Source organism: Leeuwenhoekiella nanhaiensis (assembly GCF_002744755.1).
Classification (GTDB): Bacteria; Bacteroidota; Bacteroidia; order Flavobacteriales; family Flavobacteriaceae; genus Leeuwenhoekiella; species Leeuwenhoekiella nanhaiensis.
Genome location: NZ_KZ319289.1, coordinates 62587 through 78816, shown reverse-complemented (window position 1 = coordinate 78816; position 16230 = coordinate 62587). Strand labels below are relative to the sequence as shown.

13 protein-coding genes are annotated in these 16230 nt (G+C 40.2%); 5 read left to right on the top strand and 8 right to left on the bottom strand.

From position 1 onward, the window contains the following. Positions 1–113 precede the first annotated feature (113 nt). From CJ305_RS07000 to CJ305_RS06980, 5 genes are read left to right on the top strand one after another with little or no spacing between them, the layout of a single operon-like run. Positions 114–539, top strand: a complete 426-nt coding sequence (locus CJ305_RS07000) for an ATP-dependent zinc protease family protein (RefSeq protein ID WP_099645888.1) — start codon at positions 114–116, stop codon at positions 537–539. Beyond that, on the top strand, positions 536–1408 hold the full coding sequence (rimK, locus tag CJ305_RS06995) for a 30S ribosomal protein S6--L-glutamate ligase (RefSeq protein ID WP_099645552.1): 873 nt from the start codon (positions 536–538) through the stop codon (positions 1406–1408). The genes CJ305_RS07000 and rimK overlap by 4 nt, the downstream gene beginning before the upstream one ends. A gap of 3 nt (positions 1409–1411) precedes the next feature. Beyond that, positions 1412–2401, top strand: a complete 990-nt coding sequence (locus CJ305_RS06990; protein ID WP_099645551.1) for a succinylglutamate desuccinylase/aspartoacylase family protein — start codon at positions 1412–1414, stop codon at positions 2399–2401. After that, positions 2391–2954: a 5-formyltetrahydrofolate cyclo-ligase gene (locus CJ305_RS06985; RefSeq protein ID WP_099645550.1), complete on the top strand. Its 564-nt coding sequence runs from the start codon at positions 2391–2393 to the stop codon at positions 2952–2954. The genes CJ305_RS06990 and CJ305_RS06985 overlap by 11 nt, the downstream gene beginning before the upstream one ends. Before the next feature lie 52 nt (positions 2955–3006). After that, positions 3007–4149, top strand: coding sequence for an ATP-binding protein (locus CJ305_RS06980; RefSeq protein WP_099645549.1), 1143 nt, complete (start codon positions 3007–3009; stop codon positions 4147–4149). On the opposite strand, the gene CJ305_RS06975 is transcribed toward CJ305_RS06980, so the two are convergent. The 8 genes from CJ305_RS06975 to CJ305_RS06940 form a co-directional block, all read right to left on the bottom strand. Further along, positions 4139–4765 (bottom strand): lipoprotein signal peptidase, encoded by a 627-nt coding sequence (locus CJ305_RS06975; RefSeq protein ID WP_099645548.1) that lies wholly within the window; start codon positions 4763–4765, stop codon positions 4139–4141. The two genes, CJ305_RS06980 and CJ305_RS06975, sit on opposite strands and share 11 nt — an antisense overlap. Before the next feature lie 116 nt (positions 4766–4881). Further along, positions 4882–5508: a hypothetical protein gene (locus tag CJ305_RS06970; protein ID WP_099645547.1), complete on the bottom strand. Its 627-nt coding sequence runs from the start codon at positions 5506–5508 to the stop codon at positions 4882–4884. 69 nt (positions 5509–5577) lie between these two features. Further along, positions 5578–5961, bottom strand: a complete 384-nt coding sequence (locus tag CJ305_RS06965) for a TraR/DksA family transcriptional regulator (protein WP_099645546.1) — start codon at positions 5959–5961, stop codon at positions 5578–5580. 6 nt (positions 5962–5967) lie between these two features. After that, a complete protein-coding gene (gene ileS, locus CJ305_RS06960; protein WP_099645545.1) occupies positions 5968–9378 on the bottom strand; it encodes an isoleucine--tRNA ligase in 3411 nt (1136 codons plus the stop codon). Between the two features lie 373 nt (positions 9379–9751). Then, positions 9752–11452: a hypothetical protein gene (locus tag CJ305_RS06955; RefSeq protein ID WP_143469356.1), complete on the bottom strand. Its 1701-nt coding sequence runs from the start codon at positions 11450–11452 to the stop codon at positions 9752–9754. A gap of 23 nt (positions 11453–11475) precedes the next feature. Then, positions 11476–12678: a DUF4249 domain-containing protein gene (locus tag CJ305_RS06950; RefSeq protein WP_099645543.1), complete on the bottom strand. Its 1203-nt coding sequence runs from the start codon at positions 12676–12678 to the stop codon at positions 11476–11478. Positions 12679–12687: 9 nt separating this feature from the next. After that, a complete protein-coding gene (locus CJ305_RS06945) occupies positions 12688–15450 on the bottom strand; it encodes a TonB-dependent receptor (protein WP_099645542.1) in 2763 nt (920 codons plus the stop codon). Continuing rightward, on the bottom strand, positions 15451–16098 hold the full coding sequence (locus tag CJ305_RS06940) for a hypothetical protein (RefSeq protein WP_099645541.1): 648 nt from the start codon (positions 16096–16098) through the stop codon (positions 15451–15453). Between the last annotated feature and the right edge of the window lie 132 nt (positions 16099–16230).

The following is a 16230-nucleotide window of genomic DNA, read 5'->3' as shown; positions in this document are numbered from 1 at the left end:
AGCCGCAAACCAAATTTTGGCCGGGTCTCTTCCAAAATCACCATTAAGAATTTTGAATTGTTTTAAGATCAGCTTTCATGCAAATCAAACATGCTTTTTGTATTTTGCAAACCATGGAAAAGAAGGTTATAGGTCGTACCGATCAGGCAGACTTCCCTGCGCTGGGATTATCAGATATCGATATTAAAATCGATACCGGTGCGTATACCTCTTCAATACACTGCAATCACATACGCGAAGAAGACAACATTCTGTGCTGTACTTTTTTAGACCCTAAACATCCCGAATATAACGGGAAAGAAATGCGCTTTGAATCTTATGATATTACGGCTGTTAAAAGCAGTAACGGCGAGATTCAATACCGCTATGTGGTACAAAGCAACATCAGGCTTTTCAATAAAGTTCACAAAATATCACTTACACTGAGCTCCCGCGAAGACATGCGTTTTCCGGTTTTGATAGGTCGTAAATTTCTGACCAAAAAATTTGTAGTAGACACCGAGCTTACCGATGTTTCCTACTCACAAAAGCAACTATGAACATAAAAATCCTTTCCAGAAACTCTGGATTATATTCTACAGCCCGCCTGGTCGAGGCTGCCAAGAAGCGTAAACACGATGTCGAGGTAATTGATCCCTTGAAGTGTGATCTCATTATTGAAAAGAAAAAACCTTCGGTTTATTATAAAGGCAGGTATCTTTCTGAAACAGATGCCATTGTACCTCGTATTGGTGCTTCTATCACCTACTACGGTACTGCCGTGGTACGCCAGTTTGAGATGATGGGTTGTTTTACCACAACCGAATCTCAGGCGCTGGTGCGCAGCCGCGATAAATTGCGCAGTCTGCAAATACTTTCCCGTGCGCGTCTGGGTCTTCCCAAAACCGTATTTACCAACTACAGTAGAGATGTAGCCGAGGTTATAGATCACGTAGGAGGAGCTCCTCTCATTATCAAACTTCTTGAAGGTACACAAGGGTTGGGAGTTGTTCTCGCAGAGACTAAAAATGCGGCTGAATCTGTTATCGAAGCCTTTAACGGTCTCGAAGCGCGCGTAATCGTTCAGGAGTTTATTAAGGAGGCGAAAGGTGCCGACATTAGAGCGTTTGTAATTGACGGTCAGGTTGTAGGTGCAATGAAACGTCAGGGTAAGGAAGGTGAATTCAGATCAAACTTACACCGTGGCGGAACTGCGGAAGTAATTCAACTTAGCGATGATGAGGAAAATGCGGCAATTAAAGCCGCTAAAGCGATGGGGCTTGGTGTCGCAGGGGTTGATATGCTGCAAAGTGCGCGCGGACCACTTATTCTTGAGGTAAATTCGTCTCCCGGTCTGGAAGGCATTGAGAAGGCCACCGGAAAAGATATTGCCAAAAGTGTTATTCGCTACATCGAACGCGGAGTATAGCCTATGACGGGATTTGACGAGAAAAATGTGTTGCATATTTTGGGCGAAAAAATTCCGCCCGGAGCTAAACGCACGCTCAATTTTAATCTGGCCAAACTCTACACCACCACTTCTGTTGAAGTGCCTATAATCATTCAGCGGTCAAAGAAACCGGGGCCCTGCATCCTGATTACTGCCGGGATTCATGGCGATGAAATCAACGGAGTGGAAATCGTACGTCAGGTGATTTCGAAAAAAATAAACAAACCGGCTCGCGGCACTATCGTTTGCATTCCGGTAATCAATGTTTTTGGTTTTTTAAATATGGACCGGGCGTTTCCCGATGGGCGGGACCTCAACCGGGTTTTTCCCGGAACGCGTAACGGCTCACTCGCCAGTCGCTTTGCCTATCAGTTTACCAATAAGATTTTACCCATTGCTGATTTTTGCCTCGATTTTCACACGGGTGGCGGCAGCCGTTTTAACGTAGCTCAAATACGGGTAGACCCTGAAAAGGAAGAGTTGCTGAAATACGCGCAGATCTTTGGCGCTCCCTTTATTGTGTATTCAAAGAATATCACCAAATCCTATCGCTCAACCTGCGAAAAGATGAATATTCCCATTCTCCTTTTTGAAGGCGGAAAATCTCAGATTAGCGATAAAGATATTGCCCGCGCGGGAGTACACGGCGTAATACGCATACTGCATCACTTTAAAATGCTTTCAAAGGAACATCAGCCGCCGGAAGCAGACGGTAAAAAGGTGGTGACCATAAAAAGCAGCACCTGGTTACGGGCCAAATACAGCGGTCTCTTACATTTAAAGATTACCTGCGGTGATTTCGTAGAAAAGAATGAAGTGATTGCAACCATTACAGACCCCTACGGTTCGTTCAGACATAAAGTAAAGGCCCCAAACGACGGCTACATCATCAATACTAACGAAGCCTCATTGGTTTATCAAGGGGACGCCATCTTTCACTTATCAACAGCATTGGCAGAAGATGAAGAGTAAGGCCGAATTCAGAAAAAAGTATAAAGATTTACGCAGGCTACTTACGCCTGAAGAGCGGGAAGAAGCCAGTTTGCAAATCGCAAACAGATTGCTTTCGCTTGATATCTGGCAACACGAGTTTTACCATATCTTTTTACCTATAGTGAAGCTGGGAGAAGTCAATACCGAGTATATTCTCAATATTTTAAGCGGAAAGGACAAAAATATAGTGCTTTCTAAAAGTGATTTTGAGCAGCTCAGTATGAGGCATTATCTGCTCACTGATAATCTGGTTATAAAACCCAACGAATGGGGAATCCCTGAACCTCAAAATGGTCTGGAACTACAAGCCGAACAACTGGATGTCATTTTCATTCCACTGTTAGCCTGCGATCAAAAAGGAAATCGCCTGGGTTATGGTAAAGGTTTTTATGATCGATTTTTGGCAGCGTGCAAGCCTGAAGCCTTAAAAATCGGATTGAATTTTTTTGAGCCTGAAGTCGCATTACCTCATAATTCTGAAGACATAGCATTAACACACTGCATAACACCTCTTAATACCTATAGGTTTTAACAGAAGACTTATATTTTTGTTATCTTCAATCAAATTTTAATTTCCAAGCAGGATGTCAAAATCGCCTAATACCGGATTTTTCTCTTTTTTATCTAAATCTGAAGTTGAATCTCCCAAAGAGAAACAGGACAGCTTTTATTACGAGCAGGTCGCCAAAGTTGCCGAAGCAGGGGGTTGGAGTATCAATTTTATAGAAAAGAAAACCTGGTTTGATAAACAACTTCAGGATATTCTGGAAACACCGGAAAACTACCGGCCGTCTCTTAAGCACGGGCTTCACTTTTTTGATATGGAATTTCACGGTCTTGTTATCAAAACATTCCAGCAGCTGGGAGAAGGGGAGGCTGAATTTGACGGAATCTTAAAAATGGTTACGTATACCAATAAACCGTTTTGGGCACATTGCATAGCCAAGCCTATTAAAAACTCCAGAGGTCGCGTTACGGGTATTAAAGGAATCATGATTAACATCAATGAGAAAAAAGAGCGTGAACTGATGCTTCAAAAATCTATTGAAGTGGTAGAAGCAAACAATTCGCGCCTGTTCACTTTTGCGAATTATGTGTCGCATAACATCAAATCGCACGTAAACAACCTAGAACTTACCAGCCAGTTAGTTGACACCAATAAACTTCCGCAAGATCAAAAAGAACTTTTTGCCAATTACAAAGAGATCGCTGCCAGCTTAAACAGAACGGTATCGAGACTCAAAGAAGTTGTTTCCATACAAAACAAAGCTGCAGACCCATTGGTGTCTATAAGCCTGGAAGAAGCATTTGATCGGAGTAAGGAAGAATTGCGCCCACTCATTGAACTGGAAGAAGCTTATCTATACTCTGATTTCTCAGAAACACCGGTGATCAAGTACAATCCGGAGTTTTTACACAATATTTTCTGTACGCTGATTAAGAACGGAATCCTTAACAAAAGTCCAGATCGCAAACCCGAAATCAAAGCCTATTGTCTGGAAAACAAAAAGAAATTGTCTCTGATTATTGAAGACAATGGCAAGGGTTACGATTTGCAGGGCAATACCGATAAGATTTTTCAAATGTCTTCTAACGAGACCAGCAATTCAGACACCAGTCAGAATGTAGGCTTGTTTATCGTAAAAAATGAAGTTGAGGCTTTAGGAGGAAAAATTGACGTCACCAGCAAGCCCGGTTACGGCACCAAGTTTATCATTATGCTGTAGGCTCCTGCGCTTCCTGCTTATCCTTTGCAAATGCACGTTTATTAAATACCAGAAGCAAGCCAACACCGGTACTTATAGCCATATCGGCAATATTAAAGACCGCGTTGAAAAACGTAAAATACTTACCACCCCAGATAGGTAGCCACTCGGGCAAATAGCCTTTCCACATCGGGAAATAGAGCATATCTACCACCCTGCCATAGAATAAGGGTGCATAGCCACCGTATTCGGGCATAAAAGTCGCGAGTTGACCTGCACTGCCGTCAAATATTACTCCGTAAAATACAGAGTCGATTATGTTACCAAAAGCACCAGCAAAAATGAGCGCGATGCCGGTGATTAAAATTCTGGAAGCTCCCTTCTTCACACTGTCATACAACCAGTAACCTATAAGCGGCAGTATTCCTATTCTGAAAAGCGTTAGAATAATTTTACCATAGTTTCCGGGGATTTGAGCTCCCCAGGCCATACCTTCATTTTCTACAAATAAAATACGGAACCAGTCAAAAACAACTACTTCATCATGAAGCTGAAAATGGGTTTTAATATACAGTTTACTGATTTGGTCTATCAGCAAGATCAGGACGATAATCCCTATAGCTTTTTTTAGTGACATCTGCTTTTTTTAATAGCCGAACCCGGATTTGAGATCACAGGCTCCTTAATTTTTAATACCCACACCGCGCTTCTACTGGGTTAGTGAAGTGCTAAAGGCGGGTAAAAATACTCAAATTATTCAGATTGACTTACGCTTATATCGCCGTCAATGGTTTTCAGGTTAAGCAGATGGCTTCCGGCACTGGTTTCTTTAGTATTTACAATACCGTTACGGCTTTCGGCCAGCACACGCGTATCACTCACTGCTGCCGTAATGCTTCCGCGCAGCGTATTGACAATTCCGCTTCCGCGAAAATCATTCAGTATACAACCTCCTCCAGATAAATTGAGATTGATTTGATCAAAAGCACCCGTCAATTGTACCGAGGCGAGATCAGAATCTACCCAAACTTCTTTATTCAGAGGCATTTCAATATACAACACCACCGAAAGCACTTTGTGCGCCGCCAGCTTGTCGTCTATATTTTTAAAACCGTAAGTGCGCCCGGTTTCTATATGCCAAAGACCGTTTTCTACTTTGGTATCCAACTTAAGCGTTTCAAAAGTTTCGCCTTCCACTTCAGCATTTACGCTAAACCCGGAACCCTCAACCGCCTTAATAAACACCTCAAAAACCTGATCAGAATCTATAAAAATACCTTTAACAGCTTGCGAATCGAGCGTATTGAGCATACGTTTCTGGGCAAAACCGCTAAGGCCTTGCAAAAAAATGAATACCCAAAAAATTTCTTTTAATCGCATAGCACTTTAATCTAACAAAAAACGCTCCAGAACATTCTGAAGCGTTTTGTTTTAAGCCTGTACAGCGTATTATTTCTGCATATTCTTAGCCTCAATACTCAAGGTAGCGTGAGGTACTAACTTTAGACGTTCTTTATTGATCAGTTTACCGGTTACGCGGCAAATTCCGTAAGTCTTGTTTTGAATACGCGTCAATGCGTTTTTAAGATCGCGTATAAACTTTTCCTGACGGATGGCCAAAGCAGAGTTTGCTTCTTTACTCATAGTCTCGCTACCTTCTTCAAAAGCTTTAAATGTAGGTGAGGTATCATCTGTACCGTTATTACCGTCATTCATATAAGCACTCTTAATAAGGTCAAGATCTTTCTGAGCCTTATCAATCTTTTGTTGAATCAACACTCTGAACTCTTCAAGTTCGGCATCGCTGTAACGTTCTTTAATGTCTGCCGCCATAATTGTTTACTGTTTTTTAATAGCCAATATTGTTTCTACATCATCAAAAGCAATGGCTATTCCGTTAGTAACCTGCTCTGCAACGTCGAGTTTTGCGGTGAGCGTTTCCATTTTTATATAGTCTAAGTTCTCGTTAACGGCTTTCTCGACCTTTCCGTCACGCTGTAATTGTACTTCAATCTTGTCTGTAACCTCAAAACCACTGTCTTTTCGCAGGTTTTGAATACGATTAACCAGTTCACGGGCAATACCCTCATTTTTCAACTCTTCGGTTAAGGTAACATCAAGTGCAACAGTTAATCCACCGCCGCTCGCAACCAGCCAACCTTCAATGTCTTGAGAGGTGATTTCCACGTCTTCGGGCGCCAAAATAACACTTTTTCCATTAATGTCCACCGAGAATTTTCCTTCATTTTCAAGGCTTGCGATATCCTTGGCACTCATCGCAGTGATAGCGTTAGCTACCAGCTTCATGTCTTTTCCAAAACGAGGTCCAAGAACCTTAAAATTGGGTTTAATATTCTTTACCAGGATACCCGAAGCATCGTCAATCAGTTCAATTTGCTTCACATTTACCTCAGATTTTATCAAATCCTGTACCGAAAGTATCTCTGCACGCTGCCCTTCGTCTAAAACAGGGATCATAATGCGCTGCAGAGGCTGTCTTACTTTTATTTTTTCTTTTGCGCGAAGCGAAAGCGTCAACGACGAAATCGTCTGTGCTTTTTGCATTTTACGCTCCAGACTGCGGTCTATTTGCGAAGCATCACTCACCGGAAAATCAGCAAGATGCACACTTTCTGAAGTTTCACGCCCGGTTAGACCATTTAAATCTTTATACAAACGGTCCATATAAAAGGGAGCTACCGGAGCACCCAGTTTTGCAACCGTGATCAGGCAGGTATATAAGGTTTGATATGCCGAAATCTTATCGTGAGCATATTCCCCTTTCCAGTAACGGCGACGGCTTAAGCGTACAAACCAGTTACTCAGGTTTTCCTGTACAAAGTCTGAAATGGCACGGGTTGCTTTGGTTGGCTCATAATCGGCATAAAACGCGTCAACCTCAGCGATAAGCGTGTTGAGCTCAGATAAAATCCAACGGTCAATCTCCGGTCTTTCATTCCAGTCGATTTCTTTTTCAGCAAAGTTGAATTGATCCAGGTTGGCATATAGCGCAAAAAACGAATAGGTATTGTACAACGTACCGAAGAATTTGCGCTGCACCTCAGTTATTCCATCTAAATCAAACTTGAGGTTATCCCAGGGGTTTGCATTGCTGATCATATACCAGCGGGTCGCATCAGGACCAAAGGTATTAAGCGTGGTAAACGGATCTACCGCATTACCCAAACGCTTCGACATTTTTTGTCCGTTTTTGTCTAACACGAGTCCGTTTGAAACCACGTTTTTATACGCCACATCGTCAAACGTCATTGTGGCTATGGCGTGCAGGGTGTAGAACCAACCGCGGGTCTGGTCAACGCCTTCCGCGATAAAATCGGCCTTGCGCCAGGTTTCTTCAACCTTCTCTTTATTTTCAAACGGGTAATGCCATTGTGCATACGGCATGCTTCCGCTGTCAAACCAAACGTCAATCAAATCTGCCTCGCGACGCATAGGTTTTCCGCTTTGCGAAACCAGTTTGATTTCATCTACCACATTTTTATGCAGGTCGATCAAATCGTAATTGGCATCACTCATATCGCCCGGCACAAAATCTGCAAACGGATCGCTGTCCATCACACCTGCTTTTACCGCTTCGGTGATTTTTTCTTTTAGTTCGGCAACCGAACCAATAATGATTTCCTCTTTGCCATCCTCGGTTCTCCAGATGGGCAATGGGATTCCCCAATACCGTGAACGCGATAAGTTCCAGTCGTTGGCATTAGCAAGCCAATTGCCAAAACGGCCTTCTCCGGTGGCTTTGGGTTTCCAGTTGATACCCAGGTTGAGTTCGTGCATACGATCACGCACATCGGTTACCTTAATAAACCAGGAATCTAACGGATAGTATAAAATAGGCTTATCGGTACGCCAGCAGTTGGGATAACTGTGCACGTACTTCTCCACCTTAAAAGCTTTGTTTTCTTCCTTGAGCTTGATCGCGATTTCGACATCAACGCTCTTTTCGGGAGCTTCGCCTTCATCGTAATACTCATTCTTAACGTATTTGCCACCAAACTCCTTCAACTCAGGACGAAAACGCCCTTGCAAGTCAACAAGCGGTACGAGATTACCGTTTTCATCTTTAACCAACATAGGGGGTACAGGCGGTTCTGCCTGCTTGGCAACCAGCGCATCATCTGCACCAAAGGTAGGTGAGGTGTGTACGATACCAGTACCGTCTTCGGTAGTTACAAAGTCTCCGGCAATCACCCGAAATGCATCCTGCGGATTGTCATGCGGCTGTACATAATCAATCACCGGCTCGTAACGCAACTCAAGCAGTTCGCTTCCTTTACATTCGGCCACGATTTGATAGGGTATCTTTTTGTCTTTTTCGCTGAAATTGGTAAAATCTTCTTCACTTTCGGCAACAAAGAATTTTTTAGAAAATTGTTTCCCTACAAGCGCTTTTGCGATCACCACCTGAATAGGCTCGAAGGTATACTGGTTGAAGGTTTTGACTAAAACGTAGTCAATCTTTTTACCAACAGTCAAAGCCGTGTTTGAAGGCAGGGTCCATGGAGTGGTCGTCCAGGCCATCAGGTATTTTGTTCCTTCAAAAGTCGCTAAAGGAGAGGCTTTATACGTCTCGTCCTCAACTACTTTAAATTGCGCCGTTACCGTAGTATCGGTCACATCCTGATAGGTGCCGGGCTGGTTGAGTTCGTGCGAACTTAAGCCGGTACCGGCTTTAGGAGAATAGGGTTGTATGGTATAGCCTTTGTAAATAAGGCCTTTATCGTAAATGTTTTTAAGTAGCCACCACACCGTTTCCATATACTTGGGTTTGTAGGTGATGTAGGGATCTTCCATATCTACCCAGTAGCCCATCTGCTCGGTAAGGTTGTTCCATACATCGGTATAGCGCATGACCGCATTTTTACAGGCTTCGTTGTATTCTGAAACGCTTATTTTCTTGCCGATGTCTTCTTTGGTGATGCCGAGTTCTTTCTCAACACCCAGCTCTACCGGAAGTCCGTGGGTATCCCAACCGGCCTTACGTTTTACCTGCTTTCCTTTTTGGGTTTGAAAACGGCAGAAAATATCTTTTATCGCACGTGCCATCACATGGTGAATACCGGGCATCCCGTTTGCTGAAGGCGGACCTTCAAAAAAGATATAGGGCTCATTACCTTCGCGGGTTGAGATACTCTTTTCAAAGATGTGGTTCTCCTGCCAGTAGCTCAGGATTTCTTCGGCTACTTTAGGGAGGTCAAGTCCTTTATATTCAGGAAACTTTGTGCTCATGGTCTGCGTTTTCTAATAAGTGTGCAAAATTAGGGAATTTTGGTTAGAAAACAGGTGGTTAAAGCCTCTCCAAACTTGAACACTTTCAAATAGTAGGGTTGTATATATATAGTAACAATTTATTCTAATCCAGAATTAGCTAAAAAATATATCAGGCTTCATCATTTGTAATGTAGGATACTTTAAGAGATAGGACTTTCTACAGGAATGCGATGCTTGCTTTAAGCTCTCAAACACATCTCAACTTCGGTGCGTTTTTGTCTACAAATAAAAGTCCTAACAAATATTCTTAAAGACTCCTTTAGGTTCGATAGATAGCGAAATGTCAAAAAAATTTACAGAAATTACTTCTAACAAGATGCTCAACCAGAAATCAATTAGTTACTTCAAAAAATGATTTAACAAATACGGGCTGTCCAGAACCCGTAAAACCCGATACTACCACTTCAAACATTCCTGTAACATCAGAAGTATAACAATTTAAAATTTTTGAATTATTTTGAAAGAAGATTAACGGCTTCCATAACAGTTGGTATCTATAGTCAGGGATGTTGGACAAAGTCTGATTCTGATCATTATCATATCGTTGATGGAAATAATTCTTCTGTATAGCTACCGCATTAATGGATTTTGCTTGTGCAACCTGTGACATATATTGTCTTTTAAAGTCTGCATTAAATGAACGAATATCCAGAACACCCGAAAAACGCTGTGGACCAATATAATATTCTTCCGGCACTACGGTAATGCTTTCTATATTCCTCGCTGGATAGTTATATAGAAAATTGTTATCGGTTACGAAGATGCCATCAACCAAGAGTAATGTTTGATATTCTTCATTTCCTTTTATAAAATTGCTGGTTTCTACTTTGAATACCGGCTTCCCATTCCTCGTACGTACAGCCCCACCCTGTATTATCTCCGTAAAAGTTTCTTTTAATGTATCAAAACGAGTGAAATCTGCTAGTGTAAACGTCTTTCCGGCATCAATGTAAAAAGGCCTTTTTTTTGGGGTTTCAATTATGGTGTCAGGCTTAAATTGATAATAGGCGTTTTCTATTTGATTAGCTACACTCCGCCTTTCAATAAGATTTTTAAGGTCACGATCAATGCCTATAGATTGAAAAGTCAAATCTGAATACTCTGGTCTGGGATCTTCAAAAATTTCAAAATCATAAACATTTTCTATACCTATTGCTTCTCCCATGGTCTGACGGCTGGTTGGTAATTCCTCCAAAACCCATGTAAATCTACCTGCATCATCGGTCAATGCAAATTCTGGTGTCCTGTCTGCATCTAAAAAAGAAAGTACCACCGTCTTGTTCTCTTTCTCTCCGTTTTTGTCCGGAAGATTTAATTTACCCGATACCAAAGCTCCCCTCAGTTCAGGTGCCAAAAAACCATCGGTATTTAAATTCTGATTAAAATTCCAGTTTAGCTCCACTGATGATTGCATTTTTATAAAGTCCAAACTATCTATTTTTTTTACAGACAATGCATAGCTTCCACTTAATGCATCTTTACCTTGAGTCTTTAGCTCAATTTTTAAAGGCTGGCGAGGCTTAAGAATATTTTTATTTAAGGCAATGGAGAGATAGGGCGAAGTCATTTCCAGAAAGGAAATATTTTCAAGATATTCCGGGTAGTCGGAATATGGCTTATCTGCTTTACGCCTACGATACGGATTAATCAGGATTAAATCTTTTTCAAAGAAATGCTGCTTACCAAAATTAAGCATCCATCGAGTATATGCGATTAATTTGTAATGTCCGGTTTCTAAGCTGGTACCCAAAAAAATATCTCCGCTCCCTCTGCCTTTATTTAAAGCTATCTTTTGAAAATTTACCTCCTCACCAGTATCATCAACCAAAGTCACATATAAAATTTTACTAAGTGGCGAAGGGCGCGAAGAGGATCCTAAAAAAGAAAATGCGCTTATGTAGACCGTTTCACCTGAAAGAAAAACAGCCCCATTAGTCTGCAAATTGACTTCTTCCGACTCAAGCTTATTGTAATCAATTTTCTCTTGACCCCAAACCACTGAACTAACCAAAGTCATTAAGAGTTGGAGCAATACGCTAAGATTTATATATGATCTCATTCTATCCAAAAATCTGGTTTGATGTTGGTGCCATGAACGGTACAATCCATGCACCTTGTAGGTACTACTCTGTAGACACCTCCTCCTTCAGGATGATCAGGTTCTGGTATTATCATATCTTCTAAAAACTTTACAGACCCGCGTTCAAGTAGTCTTCCTAGCTCATCTGATAAAGGGCGGGTAGGATCACAATTTCCAGCAAAACTACCTTTTATCTTTTCATCCTCTTCACTAGGAAAAAAGTCCTCATAGTCAAAAAAAATACGCTTTTCTGCTAAACTGACAACGCTAAAAAAGCCTATAACCTTATTATCTCGATTTCCAACTTCATATAAATTGCCCTCTAAAAATCCCGGTTGATTTTGCACGAATACATTAGAAGATTGGCTAAGCTCTTTTAGTGTGGAATAAAATCGAAAAGTTGCATTGCTCACTACATATTGACTCACGTTGATACTATACCGATGAGCAATATTTGGGTTTTCTTGACTAAGGAAACGTAATTCAAAATCCCGAACCCTTTTGTCTTGAAGCCCCTCGGTAGAAGCTACAAGTATGCTGTTACCTATATTTGTGTTATAACATATTTTCTCCTCTTTTTGCTTAGGAACCAATTCAAAAACATAGGTGGAATTGTCAATTTTTGTATAAGTAAGATCCTCATTGACCTGATTTGGTGAAATTATTTTATAAGTCTCGGTATATTGATATAAATAAAAACCATTTTCCGCCGAACTCTGACCATCAACCGTAATGAGCACACCAGTCTCCCCATCTCTATTCTGTGTTCGTTTAGCATCTACATTATCTATCTCTGAAGTCCCAATAATCTGTTCTTCTTCAGAACGATAATTCTGACCATCCTGTGTTGTAATATCAAGCATATACTTTACTCCGGGTTGAGCTGCAAATGGACTATTGGATAAGTAGTTGCCTTCCGAAACTTCGCTAAAGATAAAGCTACTACCATCATCGCCAACGACCTTTACATTGGCATTTTCTTCAAACTCAGGAATGCTCTGTTCTAAAGTAAAAGAACGCGTTAATTTTACTTTCTGTCTTATTAACTTATTGCTGATGAGAGCTTCTACAACCAAAATTCCTTGAGAAGTATCTGCCTCCAAAGGGATCTCTTCTATACATCCCAAACTGAAAAGAACAAAAGCACACAGTAAATACTTTAAATTTTTCAATCTCATCTTCCCGTATTAAAATTTAAAATTATAAGTAATCGTAGGTACCGGCACTGAAAATATAGAGCTCTGATAAGCTTTTACTTCACCAGCGTCAGTCACAAAATAAACGGCATAGGGATTATTTCGTCCAAGTACATTATATACTGAAATATTTATAAAGCTGTGCCCCAACTTATTTTTCTTATGATTCCCTTCTATATTAACACCAAGGTCAAGACGGTAATAATCTGGAATCCTGAATTGATTGCGATCGCTATAAACCACATATTCAGCATTATTATAGATGTATTTCCCAATAGGGAAAGTTACGGGTCTACCAGTTTGATATACTATGTTCCCCGAAAAGCTAAAACGTTTGGTTAACCTATAGTTCGTTATTAAACTTATATCATGAGGCTTGTCATAATTGGTTGGGAAATATTCTCCTTCATTAATTCGATTCTCTCCAAAAAGACTGTCAAATTGCTGCAGGGATCGGGAAAAAGTATAACTAAGATAGCCATTAAAATCCCCTGCTTCCTTTCTTATAAGAAATTCGACACCATAAGATCTACCATTTCCCTGTAAGGCTTCGGTTTCTATATATTCATTAAAGAACAAAGAGGCCCCGGTTTTAAAATCAATTAGATTCGTAGAGGTTTTGTAGTAACCTTCTAAGCTTAATTCAAGCAAAGGCGCATCAAAGTTTTTGTAAAATCCAAGCGAAACTTGCTGAGATCGCTGCGGTTCTATGTTTCTATCGGATAAAGTATAAATGTCAATTGGTGAAGCAGCAGTGTTATTTGAAAGCGTGTGTATATATTGAAGAGTATTGTTATAGCTCGCTTTTACAGAAAAGGTACGACTCAACAGATATCTTGAAGAAATACGGAACTCTGGTCCTCCATAGGTCTGGGCGAATTCTCCACTCTCATATTCGATAACATCAGAAACGGTCTCATCGCTCTTAGGCAGGCCTTCTTCATAAATACGCTGTGTTGCAGGACCTACAAGATTGAACATACTTAAGCGCAAACCTGCTTCCACCAGCAACTTTTCATTAATTTCAAATTCATCAGAAAAATAAATGGCCGACTCAAACCCTTTTTTATTATCAAGTGTAATCGGCTGTAGGTTACTTTTACTTAATGGGTCTAAGCTTCCAGGATTTATAGAATATAGTTTGGTATTTAGACCATAACGTAAATTATGTCGTTCACTAGATTTTGAGATCATATCAAAACGTAAAGCGCTTTCGGCGATAGCATAATCCTGCGCAAATGCATTTTGATTCTGAGAATCGTAGTCTATTTCAAAATTGTAACGGCTGTGACTAAGGAGCGCCTCACCCCGACTTTTTTCGCTCAGACGAAAGGCATAACTCACATTAGCCATAATATTTTGATAAGCATAAACAGAGTCGGAGTTAATGCTAAAACGATCTTGGCTTGTGTAGGCTGAAGCTTTAAATCTTCCATAACGACCTAATTTGTGGTCATACTTAAGGGAAATATCATAAAAAGAAGCGCTACTGTTATCCAACGATTCCTCATCTAGTGCGCGAAGAATGTAATCAGAGTATGTAGCCCTTCCCCCAACCATTATTCCCGATTTTTCTTTAACAACTGGAATCTGTAACATTAAACTACTTGTTACTGGCCCTATTGAAGCCTCCCCATTGAAATCTGTGGTGGTAGGTGTTTTTGACTCAATATCAAAAACTGATGCCAATCGCCCCCCAAATCTAGCTGGCATGTGACCCTTAAAAATCTCAACACTTTCCGTAGTAAAGGGATTAAGCGCAGAAAAAATACCAAAGAAATGAGAAGGATTGTAGATTACGCCACCATCCAATAAAAACAAATTCTGGTCGCTTCGGCTTCCCCGAACATTGTAGCCCGAGGCACTTTCACCAACTGTGGAAATTCCAGGTAGCGTCGCGGCTATCTTAAGTACATCTCTTTCGCCCAGCACCAAAGGGATGTTTTTATTTTCTTCTACATTATATTTTTCTGAGCCTGCTGTTGCATCCTCCACATTGGCATTAGCACCGGAATTAAGTAATACCTCTCCCAATTGCTGGTAATTTTCACTCAGACTTAAATTCAATTCACCACCACTATACACAATTACTTTTTGTACAAGCGTTTGCATACCCAATAAACTTGACTTAACAGTGTGCTCTCCCTGCGGTAGGTTTATTTCATAATACCCATTCTCATCAGTGCTCGTGCCAATACCGAGATCTTCAACAAGAATAGAGAGATCCTGAAGGGGGTTGCCACTATCCTGATTAATTGCTATCCCAGAAACCGTGTAAGACTGCTTGGTACGACCGAGAACTTCTTTGCCGATACGAACGGTATTAACAAATCGTGTATCCTCTATTTTTTGACTATCATAAAAAAATGGGTCTGCTCGAGGTTGTTCTAATGCTAAAACTTGAATACTATCTTTTTGTTTTGAAAAAAAACCTTCTGGCAGGGAGCTATATATTAAATTGTTTTTGGTTATGATGACCCTCCTGTCCTGAGTTATGAAAAAATTTAGGGGCGTATCTTCCAAAATACCGGAAAGCACATTATACAGAGTTCCTTTAAAATCTCCGGTCACAGTCACACCTTCTATCCAAGAATCTGCATAAAAAAAAGAAACTTCTACCTGTGATTCAATAGATTCAAAAATATCAAATAGAGACTGCTCTTTGGATGTTACATGTACCATTTCTGTTGCTGTTTGCGCTTCCAGTACTTGCAGAAAAAATATATAGACTAAAAGAGATAGAAGTTTCTTCATTTAAGAGTGTATCGAAATATTTTTATAAATGATTTGTAGAAGTCGAGAATAATAAGCTGCAACATCTACTTTTGATAAATTTCGACTTTCTTTATGCCCCTGAACAATAACTTCGCTTAGCTGTGGAAAAAGTTGCTTCAGAATTTTATAACTTTTCAAATTGTAATATTTTCCATCGTACTTAAGGTAATAAATAGGTTTTCGATCATTGAATTCTGAATACTCGTATACTTTATTATTTTTATCATTGCGATTTTTTCTAAGTTTTCTATAAAGACCTAAATCCAAATCTTCAAATTGAACAAGCTGCTCGTAAAAACCTTTTAATTCTTCCCAGTCAATATGCACAAAAAATCTATCCTCCAAGCGAAAACATTCAACTTGCTGTTGCAATGGCTGTACTAAAACATTTCTGGAAGCCATCGGCAGACGCATCAAGATAAGATCGTCATAAACATTATAATTGATTGACACTCTGAAATACCATTGACCATCATAAAGTATTGACCCATCAATGTAATCAAAATAAAGCCTTGGAGTGAATTCATTTATACTTCTGTACTTTGAAGTGTATACGGTGCCTTTATAAAGATTAGTATTTTCAGGACCTATATTCGAATCAAAAAGTTCGTAATAGGTGCTTTCCAATGAAGATTTTTGAGCTAAACCAAGAGCAACATTAAGAAATAATAAGAATATGATCGAGTTATAGAAATTCAACAGGTCAAGTATTAGTATAACAGGAATTTAGAAAAAACACCTCTAAATAAAGAATGGAGC

Excerpts from the sequence above, each read along its gene's own strand:
- CJ305_RS06950 (WP_099645543.1), bottom strand. The coding sequence starts at position 12,678 with ATGAGATTGAAAAATTTAAAGTATTTACTGTGTGCTTTTGTTCTTTTC.
- CJ305_RS06985 (WP_099645550.1), top strand. The coding sequence starts at position 2,391 with ATGAAGAGTAAGGCCGAATTCAGAAAAAAGTATAAAGATTTACGCAGG.
- ileS (WP_099645545.1), bottom strand. The coding sequence starts at position 9,378 with ATGAGCACAAAGTTTCCTGAATATAAAGGACTTGACCTCCCTAAAGTA.
- CJ305_RS06975 (WP_099645548.1), bottom strand. The coding sequence starts at position 4,765 with ATGTCACTAAAAAAAGCTATAGGGATTATCGTCCTGATCTTGCTGATA.
- CJ305_RS06970 (WP_099645547.1), bottom strand. The coding sequence starts at position 5,508 with ATGCGATTAAAAGAAATTTTTTGGGTATTCATTTTTTTGCAAGGCCTT.
- CJ305_RS07000 (WP_099645888.1), top strand. The coding sequence starts at position 114 with ATGGAAAAGAAGGTTATAGGTCGTACCGATCAGGCAGACTTCCCTGCG.
- CJ305_RS06980 (WP_099645549.1), top strand. The coding sequence starts at position 3,007 with ATGTCAAAATCGCCTAATACCGGATTTTTCTCTTTTTTATCTAAATCT.
- rimK (WP_099645552.1), top strand. The coding sequence starts at position 536 with ATGAACATAAAAATCCTTTCCAGAAACTCTGGATTATATTCTACAGCC.
- CJ305_RS06965 (WP_099645546.1), bottom strand. The coding sequence starts at position 5,961 with ATGGCGGCAGACATTAAAGAACGTTACAGCGATGCCGAACTTGAAGAG.
- CJ305_RS06990 (WP_099645551.1), top strand. The coding sequence starts at position 1,412 with ATGACGGGATTTGACGAGAAAAATGTGTTGCATATTTTGGGCGAAAAA.
- CJ305_RS06945 (WP_099645542.1), bottom strand. The coding sequence starts at position 15,450 with ATGAAGAAACTTCTATCTCTTTTAGTCTATATATTTTTTCTGCAAGTA.